At 47.9% G+C, this 20,846-nt stretch carries 16 protein-coding genes; all 16 read left to right on the forward strand.

Going from position 1 to position 20,846, the window contains the following annotated elements; all coding sequences use genetic code 11:
• The first annotated feature begins 41 nt into the window (after positions 1-41).
• The 16 genes from gltB (at position 42) to ACWA2B_RS00510 (ending at position 20,844) form a co-directional block, all read left to right on the forward strand.
• On the forward strand, positions 42-4,640 hold the full coding sequence (gene gltB, locus ACWA2B_RS00435; RefSeq protein WP_029516187.1) for a glutamate synthase large subunit: 4,599 nt from the start codon (positions 42-44) through the stop codon (positions 4,638-4,640).
• 315 nt (positions 4,641-4,955) lie between these two features.
• The gene (locus ACWA2B_RS00440) at positions 4,956-6,593 is read left to right on the forward strand and encodes a sensor histidine kinase (protein WP_029516188.1); all 1,638 of its coding nucleotides are present in this window, start codon (positions 4,956-4,958) and stop codon (positions 6,591-6,593) included.
• Positions 6,594-6,709: 116 nt separating this feature from the next.
• The gene (locus tag ACWA2B_RS00445; protein ID WP_449291551.1) at positions 6,710-7,348 is read left to right on the forward strand and encodes a response regulator; all 639 of its coding nucleotides are present in this window, start codon (positions 6,710-6,712) and stop codon (positions 7,346-7,348) included.
• Between the two features lie 281 nt (positions 7,349-7,629).
• Entirely contained in the window at positions 7,630-8,373 is a 744-nt protein-coding gene (locus ACWA2B_RS00450) for a YveK family protein (RefSeq protein ID WP_029516190.1), read from the forward strand.
• A complete protein-coding gene (locus tag ACWA2B_RS00455; protein ID WP_029516191.1) occupies positions 8,357-8,995 on the forward strand; it encodes a CpsD/CapB family tyrosine-protein kinase in 639 nt (212 codons plus the stop codon). The genes ACWA2B_RS00450 and ACWA2B_RS00455 overlap by 17 nt, the downstream gene beginning before the upstream one ends.
• A 39-nt stretch (positions 8,996-9,034) precedes the next feature.
• The gene (galU, locus tag ACWA2B_RS00460) at positions 9,035-9,928 is read left to right on the forward strand and encodes a UTP--glucose-1-phosphate uridylyltransferase GalU (RefSeq protein WP_013309151.1); all 894 of its coding nucleotides are present in this window, start codon (positions 9,035-9,037) and stop codon (positions 9,926-9,928) included.
• Between the two features lie 16 nt (positions 9,929-9,944).
• Positions 9,945-10,643 (forward strand): sugar transferase, encoded by a 699-nt coding sequence (locus ACWA2B_RS00465; RefSeq protein ID WP_013309152.1) that lies wholly within the window; start codon positions 9,945-9,947, stop codon positions 10,641-10,643.
• Positions 10,643-11,578, forward strand: coding sequence for a glycosyltransferase (locus tag ACWA2B_RS00470; RefSeq protein ID WP_029516193.1), 936 nt, complete (start codon positions 10,643-10,645; stop codon positions 11,576-11,578). Before ACWA2B_RS00465 ends, ACWA2B_RS00470 begins: the two co-directional genes overlap by 1 nt.
• A 10-nt stretch (positions 11,579-11,588) precedes the next feature.
• Entirely contained in the window at positions 11,589-12,926 is a 1,338-nt protein-coding gene (locus ACWA2B_RS00475) for an O-antigen ligase family protein (protein WP_039269528.1), read from the forward strand.
• Between the two features lie 4 nt (positions 12,927-12,930).
• Entirely contained in the window at positions 12,931-13,701 is a 771-nt protein-coding gene (locus tag ACWA2B_RS00480; protein ID WP_013309155.1) for a WecB/TagA/CpsF family glycosyltransferase, read from the forward strand.
• 5 nt (positions 13,702-13,706) lie between these two features.
• Positions 13,707-15,149 (forward strand): O-antigen ligase family protein, encoded by a 1,443-nt coding sequence (locus ACWA2B_RS00485; RefSeq protein WP_209949664.1) that lies wholly within the window; start codon positions 13,707-13,709, stop codon positions 15,147-15,149.
• A gap of 5 nt (positions 15,150-15,154) precedes the next feature.
• On the forward strand, positions 15,155-16,534 hold the full coding sequence (locus ACWA2B_RS00490) for a lipopolysaccharide biosynthesis protein (protein WP_029516196.1): 1,380 nt from the start codon (positions 15,155-15,157) through the stop codon (positions 16,532-16,534).
• A gap of 22 nt (positions 16,535-16,556) precedes the next feature.
• Complete coding sequence (locus ACWA2B_RS00495) at positions 16,557-17,396, forward strand: glycosyltransferase family 2 protein (RefSeq protein ID WP_039269533.1); 840 nt, start codon at positions 16,557-16,559, stop codon at positions 17,394-17,396.
• Positions 17,383-18,570, forward strand: a complete 1,188-nt coding sequence (locus tag ACWA2B_RS00500; protein ID WP_029516197.1) for a glycosyltransferase family 4 protein — start codon at positions 17,383-17,385, stop codon at positions 18,568-18,570. Before ACWA2B_RS00495 ends, ACWA2B_RS00500 begins: the two co-directional genes overlap by 14 nt.
• The gene (locus ACWA2B_RS00505; protein WP_029516198.1) at positions 18,567-19,715 is read left to right on the forward strand and encodes a glycosyltransferase family 4 protein; all 1,149 of its coding nucleotides are present in this window, start codon (positions 18,567-18,569) and stop codon (positions 19,713-19,715) included. Before ACWA2B_RS00500 ends, ACWA2B_RS00505 begins: the two co-directional genes overlap by 4 nt.
• A 28-nt stretch (positions 19,716-19,743) precedes the next feature.
• Positions 19,744-20,844 carry a glycosyltransferase gene (locus ACWA2B_RS00510; RefSeq protein ID WP_029516199.1) on the forward strand — a complete coding sequence of 367 codons (1,101 nt, stop codon included), beginning with the start codon at positions 19,744-19,746 and terminating at the stop codon, positions 20,842-20,844.
• The last annotated feature ends 2 nt before the right edge of the window (positions 20,845-20,846 follow it).

The raw sequence follows: 20,846 nt of genomic DNA on the forward strand, positions 1-20,846 counted from the left end.
TTTCAGGCCAGCATGACTTTATAACAGAAAGGTTGCGTTCCATGAGACAGACAGGTTTACCACCCAAACAGGGACTATATGATCCCCAATTCGAAAAAGACGCCTGCGGCATGGGCTTTGTTGCCCACATCAAGGGAAAACCATCGCACGATATTGTAAGTCAGGCTTTGACCATGCTCGTGAATATGGAGCATCGGGGCGGTCAGGGAAGTGAACCTAACTCCGGTGACGGAGCAGGGATTATGATTCAGGTCCCTCATCTGTTTTTTCAAGAGGAAGCGGAGCGATTGGGCTTCAAATTGCCAAAGGCCGGACATTATGGCGTGGGTATGCTTTTTGTATCCAATGATCCAAAAGTTCGTGAGGTGCATGAGCAGAAGCTAAGAGATATCATCGTGGACGAAGGTCAAAATTGTTTGGGTTTTCGCGATGTTCCAACTTATGACGAAATGCTGGGTAAATCGGCAAAAGCAGCTAAACCGGGTGTGCGTCAGGTATTCATCGGTCGCAGTAGCGATTTGAAGGAAGAGTTGGACTTCGAACGGAAACTGTATGTCATTCGCAAACGTGCAGAGCTTGCTATTCGCTATAACCAAGAGGATGAGAACGGTGAGTCGTTCTATATTCCAAGTTTGTCCTGTCGCAAGGTTGTATACAAAGGAATGCTGACAACCGAGCAGGTAGGTAAATTTTATCTGGATTTGCAGGATGAGCGGGTGACATCAGCGATCGCGCTGGTCCATTCCCGTTTTAGTACGAATACGTTCCCGAGCTGGGATCGTGCGCATCCTTATCGTTTTATGATTCACAACGGTGAAATTAATACGATGCGCGGCAATGTGAACTGGATGCATGCGCGTCAGGCGCAGTTTGAAAGCGAAGCGTTTGGCGGAGACATTAAGAAGGTAAAACCCGTCATTAACCCAGATGGCTCGGATACAGCCATGTTTGATAATACGCTGGAGTTTCTGTATCTGAGCGGACGATCCCTTCCTCATGTAGCCATGATGATGGTGCCGGAGCCTTGGAACAAGCATGAAACCATGGACCCGAAGAAGCGGGCATTTTATGAATATCACAGCACTATGATGGAGCCGTGGGACGGACCTGCTGCAATGGCGTTTACAGACGGTATCCAAATCGGGGCGATTCTCGACCGCAACGGTCTGCGTCCTGCACGTTACTATGTGACCAAGGACGATCTGATCGCACTGTCTTCAGAGGCGGGTGTATTGGATATTGATCCTGAAAATGTGCTCTATAAGGATCGTCTCCGTCCGGGTCGTATGCTGTTGGTTGATACCCAAGAAGGCCGTATCGTTTCTGACGAAGAGTTAAAGGAACGTATTGCTTCCGAGGAACCTTATCAGCAATGGCTGGATGAGCACTTGGTTGATTTGGATGAGCTGCCGGAAGCACTAGAACAGCCGGAGCCTAAACATGAAAATGTAAATCAGCTTCAGCTCGCTTTTGGATATACGTTTGAAGAACTGCGCAAAATTCTGGAGCCGATGGCACTTACAGGTGCAGAACCGATTGGCTCAATGGGATACGACGCACCATTGGCGGTGCTGTCTGATCGTCCGCAACGTTTGTACAATTACTTTAAACAAATGTTCGCCCAAGTCACAAACCCGCCGATTGACGCCATTCGTGAAGAGATTGTAACGTCAACCGCAACTACGATTGGACCAGAGCGCAATTTACTGCATCCAGAACCGGAAAGCTGTCGCCAGATTCGTTTGGATTCGCCGGTGCTATCGAATGAGGAGTTTGCCAAAATTCGCCACGTGCACCGTCCAGGCTTCAAATCGATGACGATCCCGATCTTCTTTGAAGCGAAGGAAGGTGCTGAGGGCTTACGCAAGGCGCTGGAAGGATTGTTTGAGGCGGCTGACCGTGTCATTGACAAAGGTCATAACATCCTGATTTTGTCCGACCGTGGAGTGGATGCGGAGAATGCAGCCATTCCGGCGTTGCTAGCTGTTTCCAGCCTGCATCACCATTTGATTAAACAGGGTACCCGCACACGTGTAAGTATTTTGCTGGAGTCCGGCGAGCCAAGGGATGTTCACCATTATGCGGTGCTGCTTGGCTACGGTGTGAGTGCGGTTAATCCGTATCTGGCTTTTGAAACGCTGGATGTCATGATTCAGCAGGGTTTGCTGCGCGGCATCTCGCACGAAAAGGCAGTTAAAAATTATATTAAAGCGGCAACGAAGGGTGTCGTTAAAATATTGTCCAAAATGGGTATTTCCACGATTCAGTCGTACCGTGGGGCGCAAATTTTTGAGGCCGTAGGTTTAAAACAGGATTTTGTTGACCGTTATTTCACCTGGACACCTTCCCGCATTGGCGGTATTGGTCTGGAGGAAGTGACTATCGAAGCGCTGGTTCATCATAATCGTGCTTTCACCGACAAGGACGGCAACGACAAAGTGCTGGATTCGGGCGGCGAATATCAATGGCGTAACGATGGGGAAGAGCATTTGTTTAACCCGCAAACGGTGCATTTGCTCCAGCAGTCGGTTCGCTCGGGAGACTACAAGCTTTACAAGAAATACGCCAAGCTGGTACAGGGTGAATCTGAACAGTATTTGACGATTCGCTCCATGCTTCAATTGAAGCCTGCTGGTGAGCCTGTGCCGCTGGATGAAGTGGAATCCGCTGCATCCATTATGCGTCGCTTCAAGACAGGAGCCATGTCCTTTGGCTCGATCAGTCAGGAAGCGCATGAAGATATGGCGATTGCGATGAATCGGATCGGTGGCAAGAGCAATACGGGTGAAGGTGGGGAGAACCCTGCACGTTTCATACCGGATGCCAATGGTGATTCTCGTCGCAGTTCGATTAAGCAGGTAGCATCGGGCCGATTCGGTGTAACATCGAATTACTTGGTGAATGCCGACGAAATTCAGATCAAAATGGCGCAAGGCGCGAAGCCGGGCGAAGGTGGACAACTGCCAGGACGTAAGGTGTACCCTTGGGTCGCTGAGGTCCGTGGCTCTACGCCAGGAGTAGGTTTGATTTCACCACCGCCGCATCACGATATTTATTCTATCGAGGATTTGGCAGAGCTCATCTATGATCTCAAAAACGCCAATCCGCGTGCTGACATTAACGTGAAACTGGTGTCAGAGGTAGGCGTAGGTACGATTGCTACAGGGGTAGCTAAAGGCCGTGCTGACATTATTCTAGTCAGCGGTTACGACGGTGGTACAGGCGCTTCTCCGCAAGGCTCCATTCGTCATGCGGGTATGCCTTGGGAGCTGGGTCTGGCGGAGACGCATCAGACGCTGATGCTAAACAACCTGCGCGACCGCGTAGTATTGGAGACAGACGGCAAGATGCTGTCTGGCCGCGATTTGGTAGTAGCTGCCCTGTTGGGCGCGGAAGAATACGGCTTCTCTACAGCGCCGCTCGTGGCGTTGGGCTGTATTATGATGCGGGTATGCCAAATGGATACATGTCCGGTTGGTGTGGCTACGCAGAATCCGGAGCTGCGCAAAAATTATATGGGCGATCCTGCCCATGTGGTGAATTTTATGCGTTTTATTGCAGAAGATGTCCGTGAAATTATGGCGGAATTGGGCTTCCGTACGATTCAGGAAATGATTGGACGTACGGATTGCCTGGATACCGTGAACGCCGATTCGCACTGGAAGAAGAAGGGCGTAGACCTGAGCTTGCTGTTGCATGTTCCTGAGTTGGAAGAAGGTAGTGTACGTTACCGTGTACAACGCCAAAACCACGGTCTGGAAGAAACACTCGACATGCAGCAGCTCGTACCGATGGCTGCGAAAGCGTTGGAGAACGGAACGCCTGTTGAGGGTACCTTACCTATTACAAACGTGAATCGGGCGGTAGGGACGATTCTGGGCAGCGAGGTCACCCGTAAGTATGGAGCGGCGGGTCTGCCTGAGGATACGATTCGCTTTAACTTTATTGGATCGGCAGGTCAGAGCTTCGGAGCATTTATTCCGAAAGGCATCACGTTGAGCGTGGAAGGCGATAGCAATGACTATGTCGGTAAAGGGCTATCTGGCGGTAAGGTTATTGTGAAAAAGTCTCACAAAGCGACCTTTAAGGCAGAAGAGAACATTATTATCGGAAATACAGCCTTGTATGGAGCGACCAGCGGTGAAGCTTACATTAGCGGAATCGCAGGCGAGCGCTTTGCCGTTCGGAACTCCGGCGCACGTATTGTTGTTGAGGGCGTTGGAGATCATGGTTGCGAATATATGACAGGCGGACGTGTAGCTGTATTGGGTGGAACCGGACGGAATTTTGGAGCTGGAATGTCCGGAGGTATTGCATATGTCTATGACCCTGAGGGGACGTTCCTGAGCCGTTGTAATCTGGAAATGGTGTTGCTGGAAGGTGTGGAAGAACCTACAGAAGCAGCGGAGTTGCGCGGCTTGATTCAACGCCATGTCACTTACACGGGTAGTGAAGCGGGACAACGTATTTTGGATGATTGGCAGACTGCGATTCAGCAGTTTGTACGAGTGATTCCAAAGGATTACAAGCGTATGGTTGAACAGATCCAAAAAGAAGAGGCAACTGGTTTGAGCGGAGATGAAGCTCTATTGGCAGCATTTGAAGCCAATATGCGTGAATTAGCACGTGCCGGGGGCTAAAATGTAGACTACCAGGTTCACTAAAAAAGGACTCGCTGAATACCGCTGTTGTAATCACAGTGGTACCAGCAAGTCTTTTTTAGGTCGCAAAAATGTGATTTATTTCCTTGACAAACGTCATAAATTCTGACATTACCCCCAAAATGTTTTCCTGAAACGGTAAATATGTTATAAAAAGTACCAAATTTTTTGGAATGTAACCGTTTACGTAAGAGTTTATGTCTTGTTATTTATTTTTGGATTGGTTATGATTTTTTAGAGTACACAAACCTAATATGCCCATCGTCCCTTCAAAACACAGAATAGGGTGACAGGATGAAGTTGAGGAAGTCAGCAGAAGACAAAATGATTTTTCTATACCGTTATGTATCACTATCTTTAACGTCACTTGTTTTTCTGTTCGAATCATCTAGATTAATCGTGTGGCAGAAGCTGTTACTGATTGGGTTTCTATTTTTATCCGTTACAGCATTTACTTGGATTTACCGTAAATACAGACTTCATGATATGGTATTGAAATGTAGCATTGCACTAGAAACAGCAGGGATCATTTTGTTGTTATTTCCGACCGGAGGGATAAATAGCCCGTTCAAATGGTATGTGATTACTCCCATGCTGGTAGCTTGTGCTCATCTATCTATGAGGTACAGCTGGACGCTCCTACTTTCTTATATCGGTTTGGTGCTTACATTTTGTTATATCTTTTTTACACCAGGTCAATATTTTTTGTGGGATCTTATATTGCAGAACATTAATTTGTTTCTGGTATTGATCGTAACCACGATGGCAATGCAGGTTATCGGCGTCATGAAGGACGAACTGAAGGTGGCTAAAGAACAAGCCAATGAGACGATGGATCATATCAAGTCGATTTACCACATCATGGAGACGACCAGCCATAATGAGGCATTAAATCTGGGTCAGGTCATCTCGGATTACACTGTCAAGCTTACCAAGCAGAGCCGTGCATTTTTCTGGCTGGATAGTCAGGAGGAGGATGCACCGGCAAGCAGCCAGACAGGCTGGACGGTGGAGGAGGAAGAGCAGCTATTCGAGGAACTGGAGAATTACCGGGAGGAGTTCAGGGAAGAACGCGAACCATTTTTCAGACATCTGCCAGAATGGGGCGACTTTCTCATGATCACCGTACCGATGACGACCCGCTTTGTAGCGACGATTGGCCTCAAGCTGGGACCGGATCAAAGTCTGACAGGAAGACGCTGGCTCGTGCAACAACTGATATTCTTGGCTGAGCTGAGTGCTGTGTTTTTGGAGCGCTATGAGCTGGAGCGTATTGAGAATCAATTGATTGTGACGAATGAGCAGAACCGGATTGCAAATGAAATGCATGACAATGTTTCTCAAAGTCTTTTTGGTATTGTGTACGCAACGCATTCTCTCCGGCAAACCTGGTGTCATCAGCCAAAGGAGCAGGTGGAGGAGCAAATTGATCTAATTCAGCAATCTGCCAACCAAGCGGTTAGAGAGCTGAAAGGGGCGATTCATAGTCTAAGCTCGAAAAAAAGCGGAGGCTCAACTTGGTTAGGGACGGTGAAAAGTCATCTGCATACACTCTCCAAGCTGAATCATGTACAAATTGATTTTGACATTCATGGTGATCATTATTCACTTCCGTATTTGTACCAAAAGGCTTTGTTCCGCATCATTTCCGAAGCGGCGGGGAACGCAATCCGTCATGGATTGGCCAAGCGAATTGATGTGAAGTTAAAATTGACGCCCCAAGTGATTAGACTGTCTATTCATGACGACGGAGTAGGGTTTGAGACGGCGAGAATGGTAGCAGGAGGTGAGGCGGTCAGTGCAGGCGGGGGCCTGGGCATGATGAATATGGAATATTTAGCTCAATCGATGGGAGGCGAATTTGATATTTCAAGTCGAATCGGAGAGGGAACACAGATTCGATTGTCCATTCCGGTAAATGCTTATGAATGAGGATTTTGCAAAATTCTCGAATAAAATGTGTGAACATTCTGCAATACAAAATCTGCGGTAACAATCGGATACATAGGGATTATGCAAATCCTGAACTGTAGACAGGAGGCCGAATCATGAAAATTGTCATTGTCGATGATCATCCTTTAGTACGGAAAGGACTCGCTGCGGTTATATCCATGCAGCCCGATGTTCAGTTTGCGGGAGAGGCCCAGAATCAACAGGAAGCACTTGTGGTGATTGAGGAAACGGATCCGGATCTGGTGCTGCTGGATTTGAAACTAGCTGATGAATCAGGGCTGGATATTATCAAGATAGCGCGCGGACGTGGTTTCAGAAGTAAATTTATTTTGCTGACCTCTTCCGCAACACGTGAAGATTTTCTGAAAGCAGAGGAAGCTTCCGTGGACGGTTATGTGCTTAAGGAAGCGTTGCCTGAGGAACTAATTTACGCGATTCATCTTGTCAACAAAGGACGCAAATATTATGATCCGGCTATTCTCGAAAACAAGCTGCGTGAAGATGCGGGCAATCTGACGGACGACCTGACGCCAAAGGAAAAGGAAGTGCTGGTCGAGTTAGGACAAGGAGCTTGCAATCGTGAAATTGCATCCCGATTATTTATCAGTGAGTTTACAGTCAAAAAGCATGTCAGTCAGATCCTGGCCAAGCTGCGGCTGGCGGATCGCACGCAGGCAGCATTGTATGCCAATGCCATTGGTCTGGCGAAGTACGAGCCAACAAACATTGTATGATGCGTTGGCTCTATAAGCTACGTTGCACTTTCATATGCGAGTGGAATGAAAAGCCTCAAAATCACCAATTTTTGTGATTTTGAGGCTTTTTCCGATTTCTTTTTCCATAATCGACAATGTATGGTACAAAAGTATACCATGCCGTATCCGAAAGTATACATTTCCCTCCCCCTGTAGTGAGGGAGAAAGTGCCATTCGGTTCCATGTCGTTCACAGAGCCAATTGTTACAATAAAGTCATACTTAAATATGAAGAGAAATTGTATAGGAGGGAGGATTTTTGTGGAGAAAACCATTTTGGATTATCTAGTCCTGATTAAAAGAAGATTGTGGCTGATTGCGATTTTTGTCATTCTCTCATGTGTAACAACATACTTTGTGAGCGACAATGTCGTGAAGCCAGTCTACTCCGCTTCAAGCCAACTGCTGGTTAATCATATTTCCGCCAAGCAGGGGAGCAACAATCTGAACGACGTCAACACAAGTCTTAATTTGGTGGAAAGCTACAAGCAAATTCTCACTTCACCTAAAATTATGGACGCTGTTGTAGCGACTCATCCCGAGTTCGGTTTGACACAGCAGAAGTTGGCAGAAAAGCTGCAGATTAAATCCTCGGATAAAAGTCAGGTTATCGGTTTGACGTTTGAGGCAGGGAGCTATCCACAGGCCGCAGCGGTTGTAAACGCGGTTACCCAGAAATTCGTGCAGACGGTTCCGGGATTGATGGAATTGAATAATGTAAAAATTTTAAATGAAGCGGATCCTCAGGCCAATCCTGACCCGATTAATGGGAACCCGCTCATGAATATTGCGATTAGTTTTCTCGTATCGCTGATGATTGCATTGGGCACGATTGTGTTCCTGGAAAGCATTAACGGCACGCTGCGCTCGGAAAAAGAGGCAGACGCAGACATCGGTATTCCGGTAATTGCATCGATTCCAGTCATTCGCAAGAAGGACATCGATGGAGCAGCCGGAAATTCCAAAGAACGGGTAGGGGAGCGTAAATATGCTGCGATTGAATGACATGTTGATTACAGAAAGTAATCCATCATCGTATATCTCGGAATCATTTCGATCCCTCCGTACATACATTCGGCAGCAAGTGATTGGACAAAAGGACCGTGGGACGGTTCTATTGTTGACCTCGCCGGAAAGCGGAGCGGGTAAAACAACACTGCTCGCCAACATCGGAGTTTCTTTTGCACAAGAAGGCAAGAAGGTGGCTCTGGTGGATTGCAATCTGCATAAGCCAGCGCTGCACGAGATATTCGGAATGGAGAATACCGGAGGTCTATCGGCTTATTTGCGCGGTGGGGCTTCTTCCAAGTCTATCGTTAGGCATGGTGGCCTGGAGCTATCGGTTGTTCCCGGTGGAGACACCCTGTACAACGCAGCGGATCTGCTCGGTAGCGAACGTATGGCTGAGCTGCTGGAAGAGCTCAAACGTGAATATGACATCATCTTACTCGATTCAGCTCCGGCGCTGAATTATACGGATGCCCGCCTGATTGCAGGCTTGACAGATGGTGTGATTCTCGTTGCTAAACATGGTCGTACCAAACGGGAAGATCTGCGCAAAACAAAGCAACTCATGGAGCAGGCCAGTGCGACGCTGGTTGGAATTGTGATGAATCAGGTGAAGTAAGCAACACCAAAATTCGATGAAGCAAGGAGAATGAGTGCGATGACGAAAAGAGTGAAAAAGGCCATTATTCCAGCAGCAGGGTTAGGTACGCGCTTCCTCCCTGCCACCAAAGCGATGCCTAAGGAAATGCTTCCAATTATCAACAAGCCTACGATTCAATATATCGTGGAAGAAGCAATTGCTTCTGGTATTGAGGACATTATTATCGTTACGGGTAAAGGCAAACGTGCCATTGAGGATCACTTTGACAACGCATTTGAGCTGGAGTCCAAACTGCTCGAGGACGGTAAGCTGAAGCTTCTGGAGGAAGTACAGCGTTCTTCGGGAGTGGAAATTCACTACATTCGCCAAAAAGAACCCAAAGGTCTTGGACATGCGGTATGGTGCGCAAGACGCTTTATCGGGGACGAGCCGTTTGGTGTGCTGTTAGGCGATGATATCGTAACAGGTCAGAAGCCTTGCCTGCGCCAGCTGATGGATCAGTATGAGGAAACACAAAATTCGGTTATCGGTGTGCAGCGGGTACCGCAGGAATTTACGAACCGGTACGGCATCATTGAACCGGATCAGCAGGACGGACGCTTGTACCGAGTGAATAATTTTATAGAAAAACCAGCTCCAGGCACAGCGCCATCCGATTTGGCTATTATGGGTCGCTACGTATTCTCACCGAAAATTTTCAAATATCTTGATCTTCAGGAAAAAGGAGCTGGCGGCGAAATTCAGTTGACGGATGCGATCCAAAAGCTGAATCAGAGTGAGCGTGTGTACGCCTATGATTTTGAAGGCACACGCTATGACGTAGGTGAGCGTCTTGGATATATTTTAACCACACTTGAATTTGCACTTGCCAGCGATGATTTGAAGTATCCGGTTATGGAGGCTATGAATGAATGGTTGAAAAAGACCGAGAAAGCAACCACGGCAGGTTGAGAGGAGGTACGTCAGCATGAGCATGGAAAATTTACCGGAGGACGGCGAGGCTGTCATGTCAGGTAAAGCGTTTTACATGCCATACGGAAATACACAAATTCAGGATAAAACGTCCTACCTGGTCACAAAACGCCTCCTTGATATGCTGCTGTCGTTCGTGGGCTTGATCGTCTTGCTTCCGCTTTTTGTAGTGGTAGGCGTATTGATTAAGCTCGAAGACCCAAAGGGAAGCGTGTTTTTCAAGCAAACTCGGGTGGGCAAGAATGAGAAGTTATTCGATATGTATAAATTCCGTTCAATGGTGTCCAATGCTGAGGAATTGAAAAAGGACTTGATGGAGCTGAATGAAGTGAGCGGCGCCATGTTCAAAATTAAAAACGATCCTCGGATCACGAAAATTGGTAGTTTTCTGCGCAAGACGAGTATTGATGAGATTCCGCAGCTGTGGAACGTGTTGGTCGGCGACATGACTTTAGTCGGTCCGCGTCCGCCGTTGCCCAGCGAGGTCGAGCAATATTCCGATTATGATAAGCAACGCCTGATTGTAACACCGGGATGTACGGGTTACTGGCAGGTGAGCGCACGTAACAGTGTAGGCTTCGAAGAAATGGTGCAAATGGATTTGAAGTATATTCATGTACGCAATACGTGGCTCGATTTGAAAATCATCATGAAAACAGGCGTTAAAATGCTGTTCTCCAAGGATGCTTATTGATGGATGCATTCAAGCGATGTCCCGCAGTATCCGTCGTTATTTGCACCTATAACCGGGCGGATCTGCTGGAAAAAACGTTAATGTCCCTGCTGGAGCTGGAAGACCTTGCACTGGCTGAGATCATTGTGGTCGATAATCGGTCCACCGATCATACAGCGGCGACGATCAAAAGGTTCACTGTCGCACATGGTCAGAATATCCATCTCCGATATCATTATGAGCGAGAGCAAGGACTGTCTGCAGCTCGTAATGCAGGTATTACGTTATCAAGAGCGGAAGTCATTGCTTTTCTCGATGATGATGCAATTCCGTGTGTTACATGGTTGCAAACGATTATGTCGGCATTCGGGAACAATCCTGAGCTGACGGCTATGGGTGGGAAAATTGACCCTATGTTTGAGACGGAACGACCGGGTTGGCTGACAGGCCCGCTTGAACTGCCTTACACGATTATTGATCTGGGCAAAGCCATTCGTGAATATCCGTCGGGACTGAATCCATTTGGAGCGAATATGGCGATGCGTAAAACGGCTTTTGCCGCTGTTATGTTCCCGCTTCATCTAGGCAGAAAGGGAGATATCCTTCTATCTGGTGAAGAATCGTGGGTATTCGAGCAAATCCGTAAAAATGGTGGAACGATTATGTATCATCCACACATGTCTGTGGAACATTTTGTGCCGGCTTCACGGTTAACAAAAGAATGGATCATGAACCGCTACTATTGTCAGGGCATGTCTAACGCTGCTCAGGCCGTAGGTCTGCGCGGCAACGCGATGCTGATGGCGAAGACGGCAGCCAAAGTGTTATACATCACTTTGGATTCCCTGCTGGCGCGTAGTGAGGGCAGGAAGCTGTTGAACCGGTGCAGGCTTGAAAGTATCCGTGGGACGCTGGATACACTGCGCAACCGGAAAAGCGAGTCAGCTGCGGGGTGAAAGATGGAACATGAGTAACTATCCTTGGACTACTAGAATAAACACCATACAGCATGTTTTTATTTTTCTACTGGGCGCTCTTGCTGTAGGAATTGCGGCTACCTATCAGCCGGTGGTCAGTATTGCGGCGGTATGTTTACTGCTCTTGCTGGCTGTTTCTATCCATCATCCGGAGCGCATCAGCTATGCTGTTTTGCTAAGTACAGCAGTCTCAGTCGATTCTTTGTATCAGGGCGGCGTGTTCGGTATTGAGATTTTGTCATTGTACAAATTGGGCATTTTGGCTCTGCTGGTGCCGTGCATGCTCGTGTATGGCATACGTCTCAAGTTCAGCTATCCGGTCTGGGCATTGGTGATCATGCTGGGGATCACATTTGGATTTTCAGCATGGATGCCTTTGTTAACGACCTCGATTGCCGTCAAGGCGTTCGTCGGTTTATCACTCCCTTTCTTTTTTTTACTGATCCAGTGGAAAAAGGATGTGGCAGAAAAGCATATCCGACTGATCAGTCTGTTGCCAATTATTAGTGTGGTCATTGGGCTGGGTTTGCAGGTTCTAGGGCTGCATTCGTTTACGGATGTGGAATTTACGGGCGCAGTCAGAGTACAAGGAGCGAATATACCGCCGCATCTGGCAATGCTCTCCTTTCTCGGAATTGCCGTCTCTCTAATTGAGGTCAAGCGCAAACCCAAGCAAGCCGCTTTTTATTACACAGTGTTGGCACTGAACTTTTTGATTCTGATCGCCACCGGTACACGTGGACCGATTCTGGCATTGTTATTAATGTTTGCTGTGTATCTGTTTGATATTGCCCGTCAGTACCTCAAGGGGAAAGTCAATTATTTGCTACCGCTGGCCGGATCGTTTTTGGTTGCTCTGGGGGCGGTGGCCCTGCAATGGAACAATTTAAAAAAACGCTCCTTCGAACGGGAGACCGATACAGGCATTGACCTGTCGGGACGCTCGGAGGCATGGGAATATTTTTTGAACAGAGTACATGATTACCCTTGGTCAGGTAGAGGTCTTGGCGCGGTAACGGTTGCGAACGACGGGACGTTATTCAATGGTTTCGTTGTACCGCATAATGAGTATATTCGCTTTTATTTTGACACGGGATATATCGGTTGCGGGCTATTAATGCTTTCATTGCTGATCGTGTTCGCTCTCATTTACCGGTCGCTTGCCAAGTCTATCAAACCTTATTTTGCAAGCTTAATTGCAGGCTTTCTGATCTACTCGTTTTCAGATAATACGTTGTCGACGGTTCAGATGATTATTCCATTTTGCTGGTATTTAAACGCGTTATACCAGACATCTACTCAAACCGATTTTCGCAAAGAGAAGTGATACGATGAGCAGAGTGAACATGTTCGATGTCAACTTTGATAATTACGATTTTAATGATCTACTCGAATTTATAGATACTTCTATTGAACATCAGCGTCATTCCTACATTTTGACCTGTAATGTCGATCATGTGATCAAGCTTCGCAAGGATGATGAATTCCGCAAGGTGTATTCAGATGCCGGAGCTGTAGTGGCCGATGGGATGCCTATCATATGGGCGTCCAAGTTACTGAAAAAGCCCCTCAAACAAAAAGTGTCCGGGTCAGATTTGTTCACTCGGTTGGGGGAGGCTTTTGAGGATCGAGGCTATCGTTTATTTTTTCTGGGTGCAGCTGACGGTATTCCTGAGAAGGCTATGCTCAATCTCCAGGAATCTTATCCGAACATGAACGTGGTGGGCTGTTACTCTCCTTCTTATGGATTTGAGAAAAACGAAGAGGAGAACAGACACATTGTCCAATTGCTGCAAGAGGCTCGCCCGGACATCGTTTTTGTTGGTGTAGGCGCACCTAAACAGGAAAAATGGATTTACAGATATTATGAGACTTACCGCGCTCCGATTTCGATTGGGGTGGGAGCGACCTTTGATTTCCTGTCGGGAAATGTGAAAAGAGCACCGGAGCTGATGCAGAAGACGGGATTTGAATGGTTCTGGAGATTGTCTCAGGAGCCTAAACGATTGTGGAAAAGATATTTGATTGAGGATTCCCAATTTCTCGTTCTGCTGTTTAAGGAGATGTTCAAGCGGAAGCGGATGAAGGGAGGTCAGGGGTGAGAAACATGAGTCGGTTGGCAGATCAGCAGATTTCCGTTTGGCTAGGAAATCGGCGTGGAATCGGCATGATCGGCATGGGGTTGCTGGCTTGTATGCTGCCACTCGCCATCGGATTTGCCAGCGCCAAGATGAATCCCACCATGAGCCAGCAGGGAGCCATATTGCTGGCGCTCGTTTTTCCGGCCTTCCTGCTGGCGATCTTGCAATCCCGGCTACTGATTCCTTACACGCTGGTAGTGTGGGCAGTAGGCCCGGAAATCCGCCGTATTGCGGATTGGTTGGAGGGAACCTACCACTCGGTTTCCTTGTTGAGTGTGGCACCGCTGCTGGTAAGCAGCATGTTGATTATTCCTGTGCTGCGGGGTATTCATCTGGCGGAAAAGCCATTAACCCGAATTGCTGTATTTTTCGGCATGGAATTGGCCTACGGAAGTGTCGTCGGGTTATTCAAAAATGGTATTGTTTTTGCTTATGATTTAGCCAATTATGTGGTTCCTTTGATCCTGTTGCCTTATCTTGCGATTAAGCCCATGAAGGCGAAGGAGCTGGACCGACTGCTGTATTCATATGCCAACATTGCTGTTCTTGTGGCAATTTACGGCATTATCCAGTACTTGACGGTGCCTCCGTGGGATGCATTTTGGATGAATCATGTAGAAATGAATTCCATTGGTGTTCCAGAACCACTTCAAATCAGAGTATTTTCTTCCATGAACTCGCCCGGTCCGTGCGCTATTTTCCTGGCAATGGCACTTGTACCCATGCTAATGGAAAAACGTTGGCGTGGCACTTTGGGATGGATCGGAATCCTGCTGACGGTCGTTTGTCTCTTAATCACGCTGGTACGTTCAGCCTGGCTAATTGCATTCGTCATGTTGCTGGCTTATATTCTCAGTTCATCTTCCAAGGGGAAGTGGAAGACCTTGGTTCAACTAGCTGTCGTCGGTCTTCTTCTCTACATTATTGTTCCAAAACTTCCAGGGGCAGAGGGTTTGGTGGCTCGTATGCAGACGTTGACGGATATTCAACAGGATCATTCGTACAACGAGCGTTTGGATTTACTGCATACGATGCTTCCGGCGATTACTAGCAATCCAGTCGGGCAGGGGATCGGGAGTGTAGGAATCGGAACCAAGCTTGATAACGGCGGCGATCTCGGTGAACTTGGGATTATGGATAATGGGTATATTGCCATTTTCCTCACCTTCGGTATTTTCGGAGCATTCTTTTTCTTCGGTGGTCTGTTCGTTATCATCAAGCGCCTTCTCGTCCGTATTGCCGAACGAGATTCCAGTCAGCCTTATATCAGACTGGCGTTGGCTACGTGGGCTGGAGCTGTAGCCAGTCTCATATCGGATAATGGTTTCCCGGGTATGCGCGGCTATCTGATCTGGATGATGATCGGAATAGGACTATGGGCAAAAGATGTCATCGCGGAAAGAAGGTAAAGGCTGTGCAAAACTTACAAGCATTATCCGCACCTGTCCGGACACTATGGTCCACAGTGATTCGGTTTGCCAAAAGCAAGGATAACAGCTCTGCAGCAGTAAAAACGATGATATTCAGTATGCTGATTCTCGTCGTGAACATGCTGACTGGTGTGCTAACGGCACGATTCCTGGGTCCTACTGGACGCGGGGAACAGACAGCGATGGTGAACTGGTCTCAATTTCTCGCCTTCTGCATGAGCTTCGGTGTCCCTTCTGCATTGATTTACAATGCGAAAAGGAAACCGGAGGAAACGGGCAAGCTGTATGGTTTGGCCTTGTTGCTGGCTACCATGTTCGGGGGCTTGGCGACACTCGTCGGAGTATTTCTAATTCCTTATTGGCTGCGCTCTTTTTCTTCATCGGTCATCCTTTTCGCGCAGTGTTCCATGATGATGTGTCCGCTCATAGCGATTTCACAGATCAATAATGCATTGCTTCAAGTTCGCTCGGAATATAAGCAGTACAATTTATTCCGGTATCTGGTACCGCTAAGTACGTTGCTGGGTCTGGCGATTCTGATCCTAACCGGAAATATGAATCCGTACACCTCGGCATTGGCTTATTTACTACCAGGCTTGCCGATTTATATCGGTGTCACGATACGAATGATTCGGCTGTACAAACCCAAGGTAAAGAACAGCTGGACGCAATTTAAAAATCTCTTTACCTACGGTATGGGTTCATACGGAAATGATCTCATGGGGCAGGTTTCCACTTATATTGATCAGATTTTGATTGCGGGTCTGCTCAGACCCGCTGATCTCGGTTTATATGCAGTAGCGGTCAGCTTGGCCAGGATGGTGAATGTATTTTCTACCTCGATCATTGTCGTGCTGTTTCCCAAAGCCTCTGGTCTGAATAAGGAAGAGGCGGTGGACATAACATTTCGGGCATTTCGAGTGACATCAACAGCAACCTTTCTGGCTGCGATGATGCTGATGCTGATTGCTCCGTTCGTATTTACATTGTTATATGGTCAAGAGTTTAAACAAGCGCTTACGGTATTCCGGTTCCTTGTGCTTGAGGTTGCTATCAGTGGAGGGACCATGGTGCTGGCACAACAATTTATGGCGTTGGGTAAGCCCAAACTGGTTACCATTCTACAGGGTGTCGGATTGGCGCTCGTCATTCCATTGCTGTCCATACTCGTGCCGAGATATGGATTGACGGGTGCAGGGATAGCAATGCTGTCTTCGGGGATTCTACGGTTCATTTTCATTTTATGTAATGTTAAATTCGTTCTAAAAATGAAGATTCCAAGACTGCTTATTTCCAAACAAGATTTTCAATGGCTCCGATCAACGATGTCACACTACATCCGGAAAAAGCCAGTTAACGGTTAGATAAAGAAGGAGGCACCCGCTAATGAACCACATGTCTAGCGTTCCCGCGGACAACCGGATATCCGTAGTTATTATCGCTCAGGATGATGGCACTCGAATCACAGCCGCCATTAAATCCTGCAAGCCCTTTGCGGACGATATCGTCGTCATTGACGGAGGGAGCAAGGACAATACGATTCAGGTAGCTGAATCCTTGGGCTGTCGGGTGTTTTCTAACCCGTGGCCCGGTTATGCCAAGCAGCGCATGTTTGGTGTTGAAAAAGCGGAATTTGATTGGATATTCCTGATTGATACGGACGAAGTAGTGGATGCAGAGTTGCTTGGAGATTTGTTGAAAGTAAAAGAAACGCTCCACGATCCGGCCAAAGCATATTCCGTATTTCGGATTGGTGATTTTCTCGGCAAATGGATGAATAAAGGCGAATATCTGGTTCGTTTGTACAATCGTCGTATTTATGGCATTACGAATAGTCTTGTTCATGAAATGCCGGATGTAGCCTCTTCCCAGATTGTCAATCTGGAGGGTGTGTTATGGCACTACGGCTTCCGCAGCATCAGTGATCATATGACCCGTTTTAATAAATATACAGATCTGGAAGCAGAGACGGCGTTTAACAAAGGAAGATCCTTTCGGATGACCAGACTGTTGTGGCGGCCTCCTGCCCGCTTTGTGCAGAAGTATTTTGTCCAAGGCTTATACCGCAAGGGATTGGCGGGTTTTGCCGTAGCCGTTTTCTGGGTGATGTATGAGTTTCTCGTCTGCTTCAAGCATTATGAGCTAACCAAGCGGCGAAAAAAGATAGAAATCGTGGATGACGGACATACCGAGCAGAAAGGAGAAACCAGCTATGTCGTACAATAACGGATTTCGTATTGCGGCAACGGGGTTGAGCTGGCCGTCTTTGCAGCCAGGAGGCCTCAACACATATTTCCAATCGATCTGTGAGCAGCTTACGTTAGAGCGCAATACGTTGGATGCTCTAATCTGTAGTGACGAGCAGCCGCAAGCACCCGACCGTATTCGGATTCATACGATTGGCAGCAAGCAGCAATCCATCTGGAAGCGCCGGGAGCTAATGCAAAAATATGCAGCAGAGTTGTTCGACAAGCAACCGATGGATATATTGTATTCCCATTTTGCTCCCTATAGTGTCGGGCCAGCGCTGGAGGCGAAAAAAAGAGGAATCCCGGTAGTTACCACCTTTCACGGACCGTGGACGGAGGAAATGAAGATTGAAGGACAGGGTATCAAGCATTTTCTAAAAACGACGTTGGCTAAATCCATTGAAATGAAGGCCTACGGTCTGTCGGATAAATTTATAGTGCTAAGCGAGACTTTTCGGGATATTTTGCATGAGCACTATAAGGTTCCACTCAGCAAAATTCACATTATTCCCGGAGCGGCGAATGTAGAAAGGTTCCACCCAGCAGAGGATCGGGGAGCAGTACGAGAGCGTCTGAATTTGCCGCAAAACGCGACGATTGTGCTAACCGTTCGTCGTCTTGTTAATCGAATGGGACTGCTACAGCTACTCGAAGCATGGCGACGAGTAACCGAGCGTCATCCTGATCATCTGCTGCTGATTGGAGGGAAGGGCCCCTTGATGGAGGAATTGGCTTCCAAGGTAGCGGAATACAATCTTCATAACCATGTAAGGCTGCTCGGTTATGTGTCGGATGAGGAGCTTCCACTGTACCACCAAGCATCGAATTTGTTCGTCGTACCTACACAGGCGCTGGAAGGTTTCGGTCTGATCACGGTGGAGGCAATGGCTTCGGGACTGCCAGTGCTGGCCACTCCTGTGGGCGGTAGCAAGGAAATTTTAAGGGGATTCCGTCCCGAGCTATTGTTCCAGGGAACGGACAGTGAAGCCATTGCTGAAGGGTTGCTGCGTGTGCTGGATCATCGTGAACTTCTACCGAATGCAAGGGAATGCCGGGACCATGTCCTGAGCAGATATACATGGGGACATGTAGCGGAGCAGGTGGAAGAGGTGTTCCGACAGGTCCTTGACAGAAAGGCGGCGGCGAAATGATGAGAGTAGCTTATATTGACCATACGGCAAGATGGAGCGGCGGCGAAGTCGCTTTGTATAACATACTGACGAATATCGGGGAACATATCGACCCGCTCGTTATTTTGGCAGAGGAGGGCGATTTGGCAGATCGGCTTCGGCAGCGTGATATTGATGTGCGCATCGTTCCATTGGACGATTCGATTCGCAATCGGGGACGGAACGCCGTGAATCTAGGTGCGCCTGCAGCAGCTTTTCGTTTGCTGGCATACGGTAGAAAACTTGCGCCCTTGCTGCGTGAGGAAAAGGTCGTGTGCGTTCACACGAACTCGCTCAAGTCTGCACTGTATGGTACAGTAGCTGCCAAATCGGCGAAGCTGCCCTTGATCTGGCATATCCGTGATCACATCGGTCCGCCGTATCTGAAGCCGATTGTAGCCAAAGGGATTCGGCTGATGTCCCGCTTTTTGCCCAACGGAGTGATTGCCAATTCCAAGTCCACGCTGAGTGCATTGGAGTTACCCCCGGACAAAAAGACGCTCGTCGTTTATTCCGCTTTTGCCAAAGCAATTACAGCACGTGACACGGCTGCGCATTCACGTGGTGATGACTCGTTTAACGTCGTATTGGTCGGCAGATTGGCGGAATGGAAGGGACAACATATTTTACTGGAAGCGGCACGTTCCTTTTTACCAGATCAGCGCGTGAAATTCTGGCTGGCTGGAGATGCATTGTTCGGAGAAGAGGAATACAAGCAACGATTAGAGTCCACGATGCGCGAATACGGGTTGGCTAATGTCAATCTGCTGGGGCACGTCGATGACATTCAAGGCCTGATGCAGCGTTGTGATTTACTGATTCATACCTCTATTACACCAGAACCATTCGGTCAGGTCATTATTGAAGGCATGGCTGCTGGTCTCCCAGTGATTGCTTCCAATGAGGGTGGACCCAAGGAAACGGTGGTACCCCATGAAACCGGGCTACTTATTGAACCGGGTGACCCGGCTAAGCTGGAAGAAGCCATCCGCTGGATGTTGGAGCATCCACAGGAACGTCAGCAGATGGGTGAGAGAGGGATGGAACGGGTCAAGAAGCATTTTGTCATCGAGAACACAGTTAAGGATATAGTTCATTACTATAAGGGTTTGTTGGCAGGAGTCTGACCGACATTCGCGTTAAAGGATGATTTAGATGAAAATAGCGATAGCACACGATTACTTAATCCAAATGGGCGGAGCGGAAAGGGTAGTAGAGGTATTCCACGATATGTATCCGGAGGCTCCTATCTTCACAACGGTGTTCAGCGACGACCGCCTGTCGCGTAACTTGAAAGATGCGGATATTAGAGCCACTTGGCTACAAAAAGTCCCAGGAGTGAAGGCCAACTTCAAAGGAGTGCTGCCGCTATATCCCATCGCTATCCGTGATTTTGATTTTAGGGATTTCGATATTGTTTTAAGCTCCAGCAGTGCATTTATGAAAAGCATCCAGGTACCCAAACATACGTTTCACATTTGTTATTGTCACACACCGATGCGGTTTGCCTGGGATTACGATACATATATGGCCCGGCAGTCCAAATCCAACCTGCTCAAAAACATGCTAAAGCTGTACATGAACCGGTTGAAAACATGGGATGCCAAAACTTCGCGCAACGTAGACCAGTTTGTCGCCAACTCTTCGGTTGTTAAAAGAAGAATTTTGCACTATTACCAAAGGGATTCGGATGTCATTTTCCCACCTATTAATACATCCCGTTTTAAACGCGCTACAAACATCGGTGACTATTACCTGATCGTATCCCGATTGGTGTCCTACAAGCGCATCGATCTCGCGATCGAAGCATTCAAACGTAACGGTCTCAAGCTGCGCATTGTGGGTGAAGGACCAGATCGTAAACGACTCGAAGGTATGGCTGCCCCGAACATTGAGTTCCTCGGCAGGCTTGAGGACGAAGAGGTTAACAAGCTGATGGCAGAATGCCGAGCGCTCGTTTTTCCGGGCGAAGAGGACTTCGGTATTACGCCTTTGGAGGCGAATGCGGCCGGACGGCCTGTCATCGCTTTTCAGGGTGGGGGAGCGCTGGATACGATTGTTCCTCATGTGAACGGCGTATTTTTCCGCAAGCATCAAGTAGAGGATGTGCTAGAGGCCGTCGCAAAGGTCGAGCAGCATGCATGGAATGTGGACGATATCATTACCCATGCCCGCAAATTTGATGAAGATAACTTCAAGGATCAACTGAAAAAGTATGTAGAACAAGCCTATGTGAACTTTCTAAAAGGAGGATGAAC

Source organism: Paenibacillus sp. CMM36 (assembly GCF_053570945.1).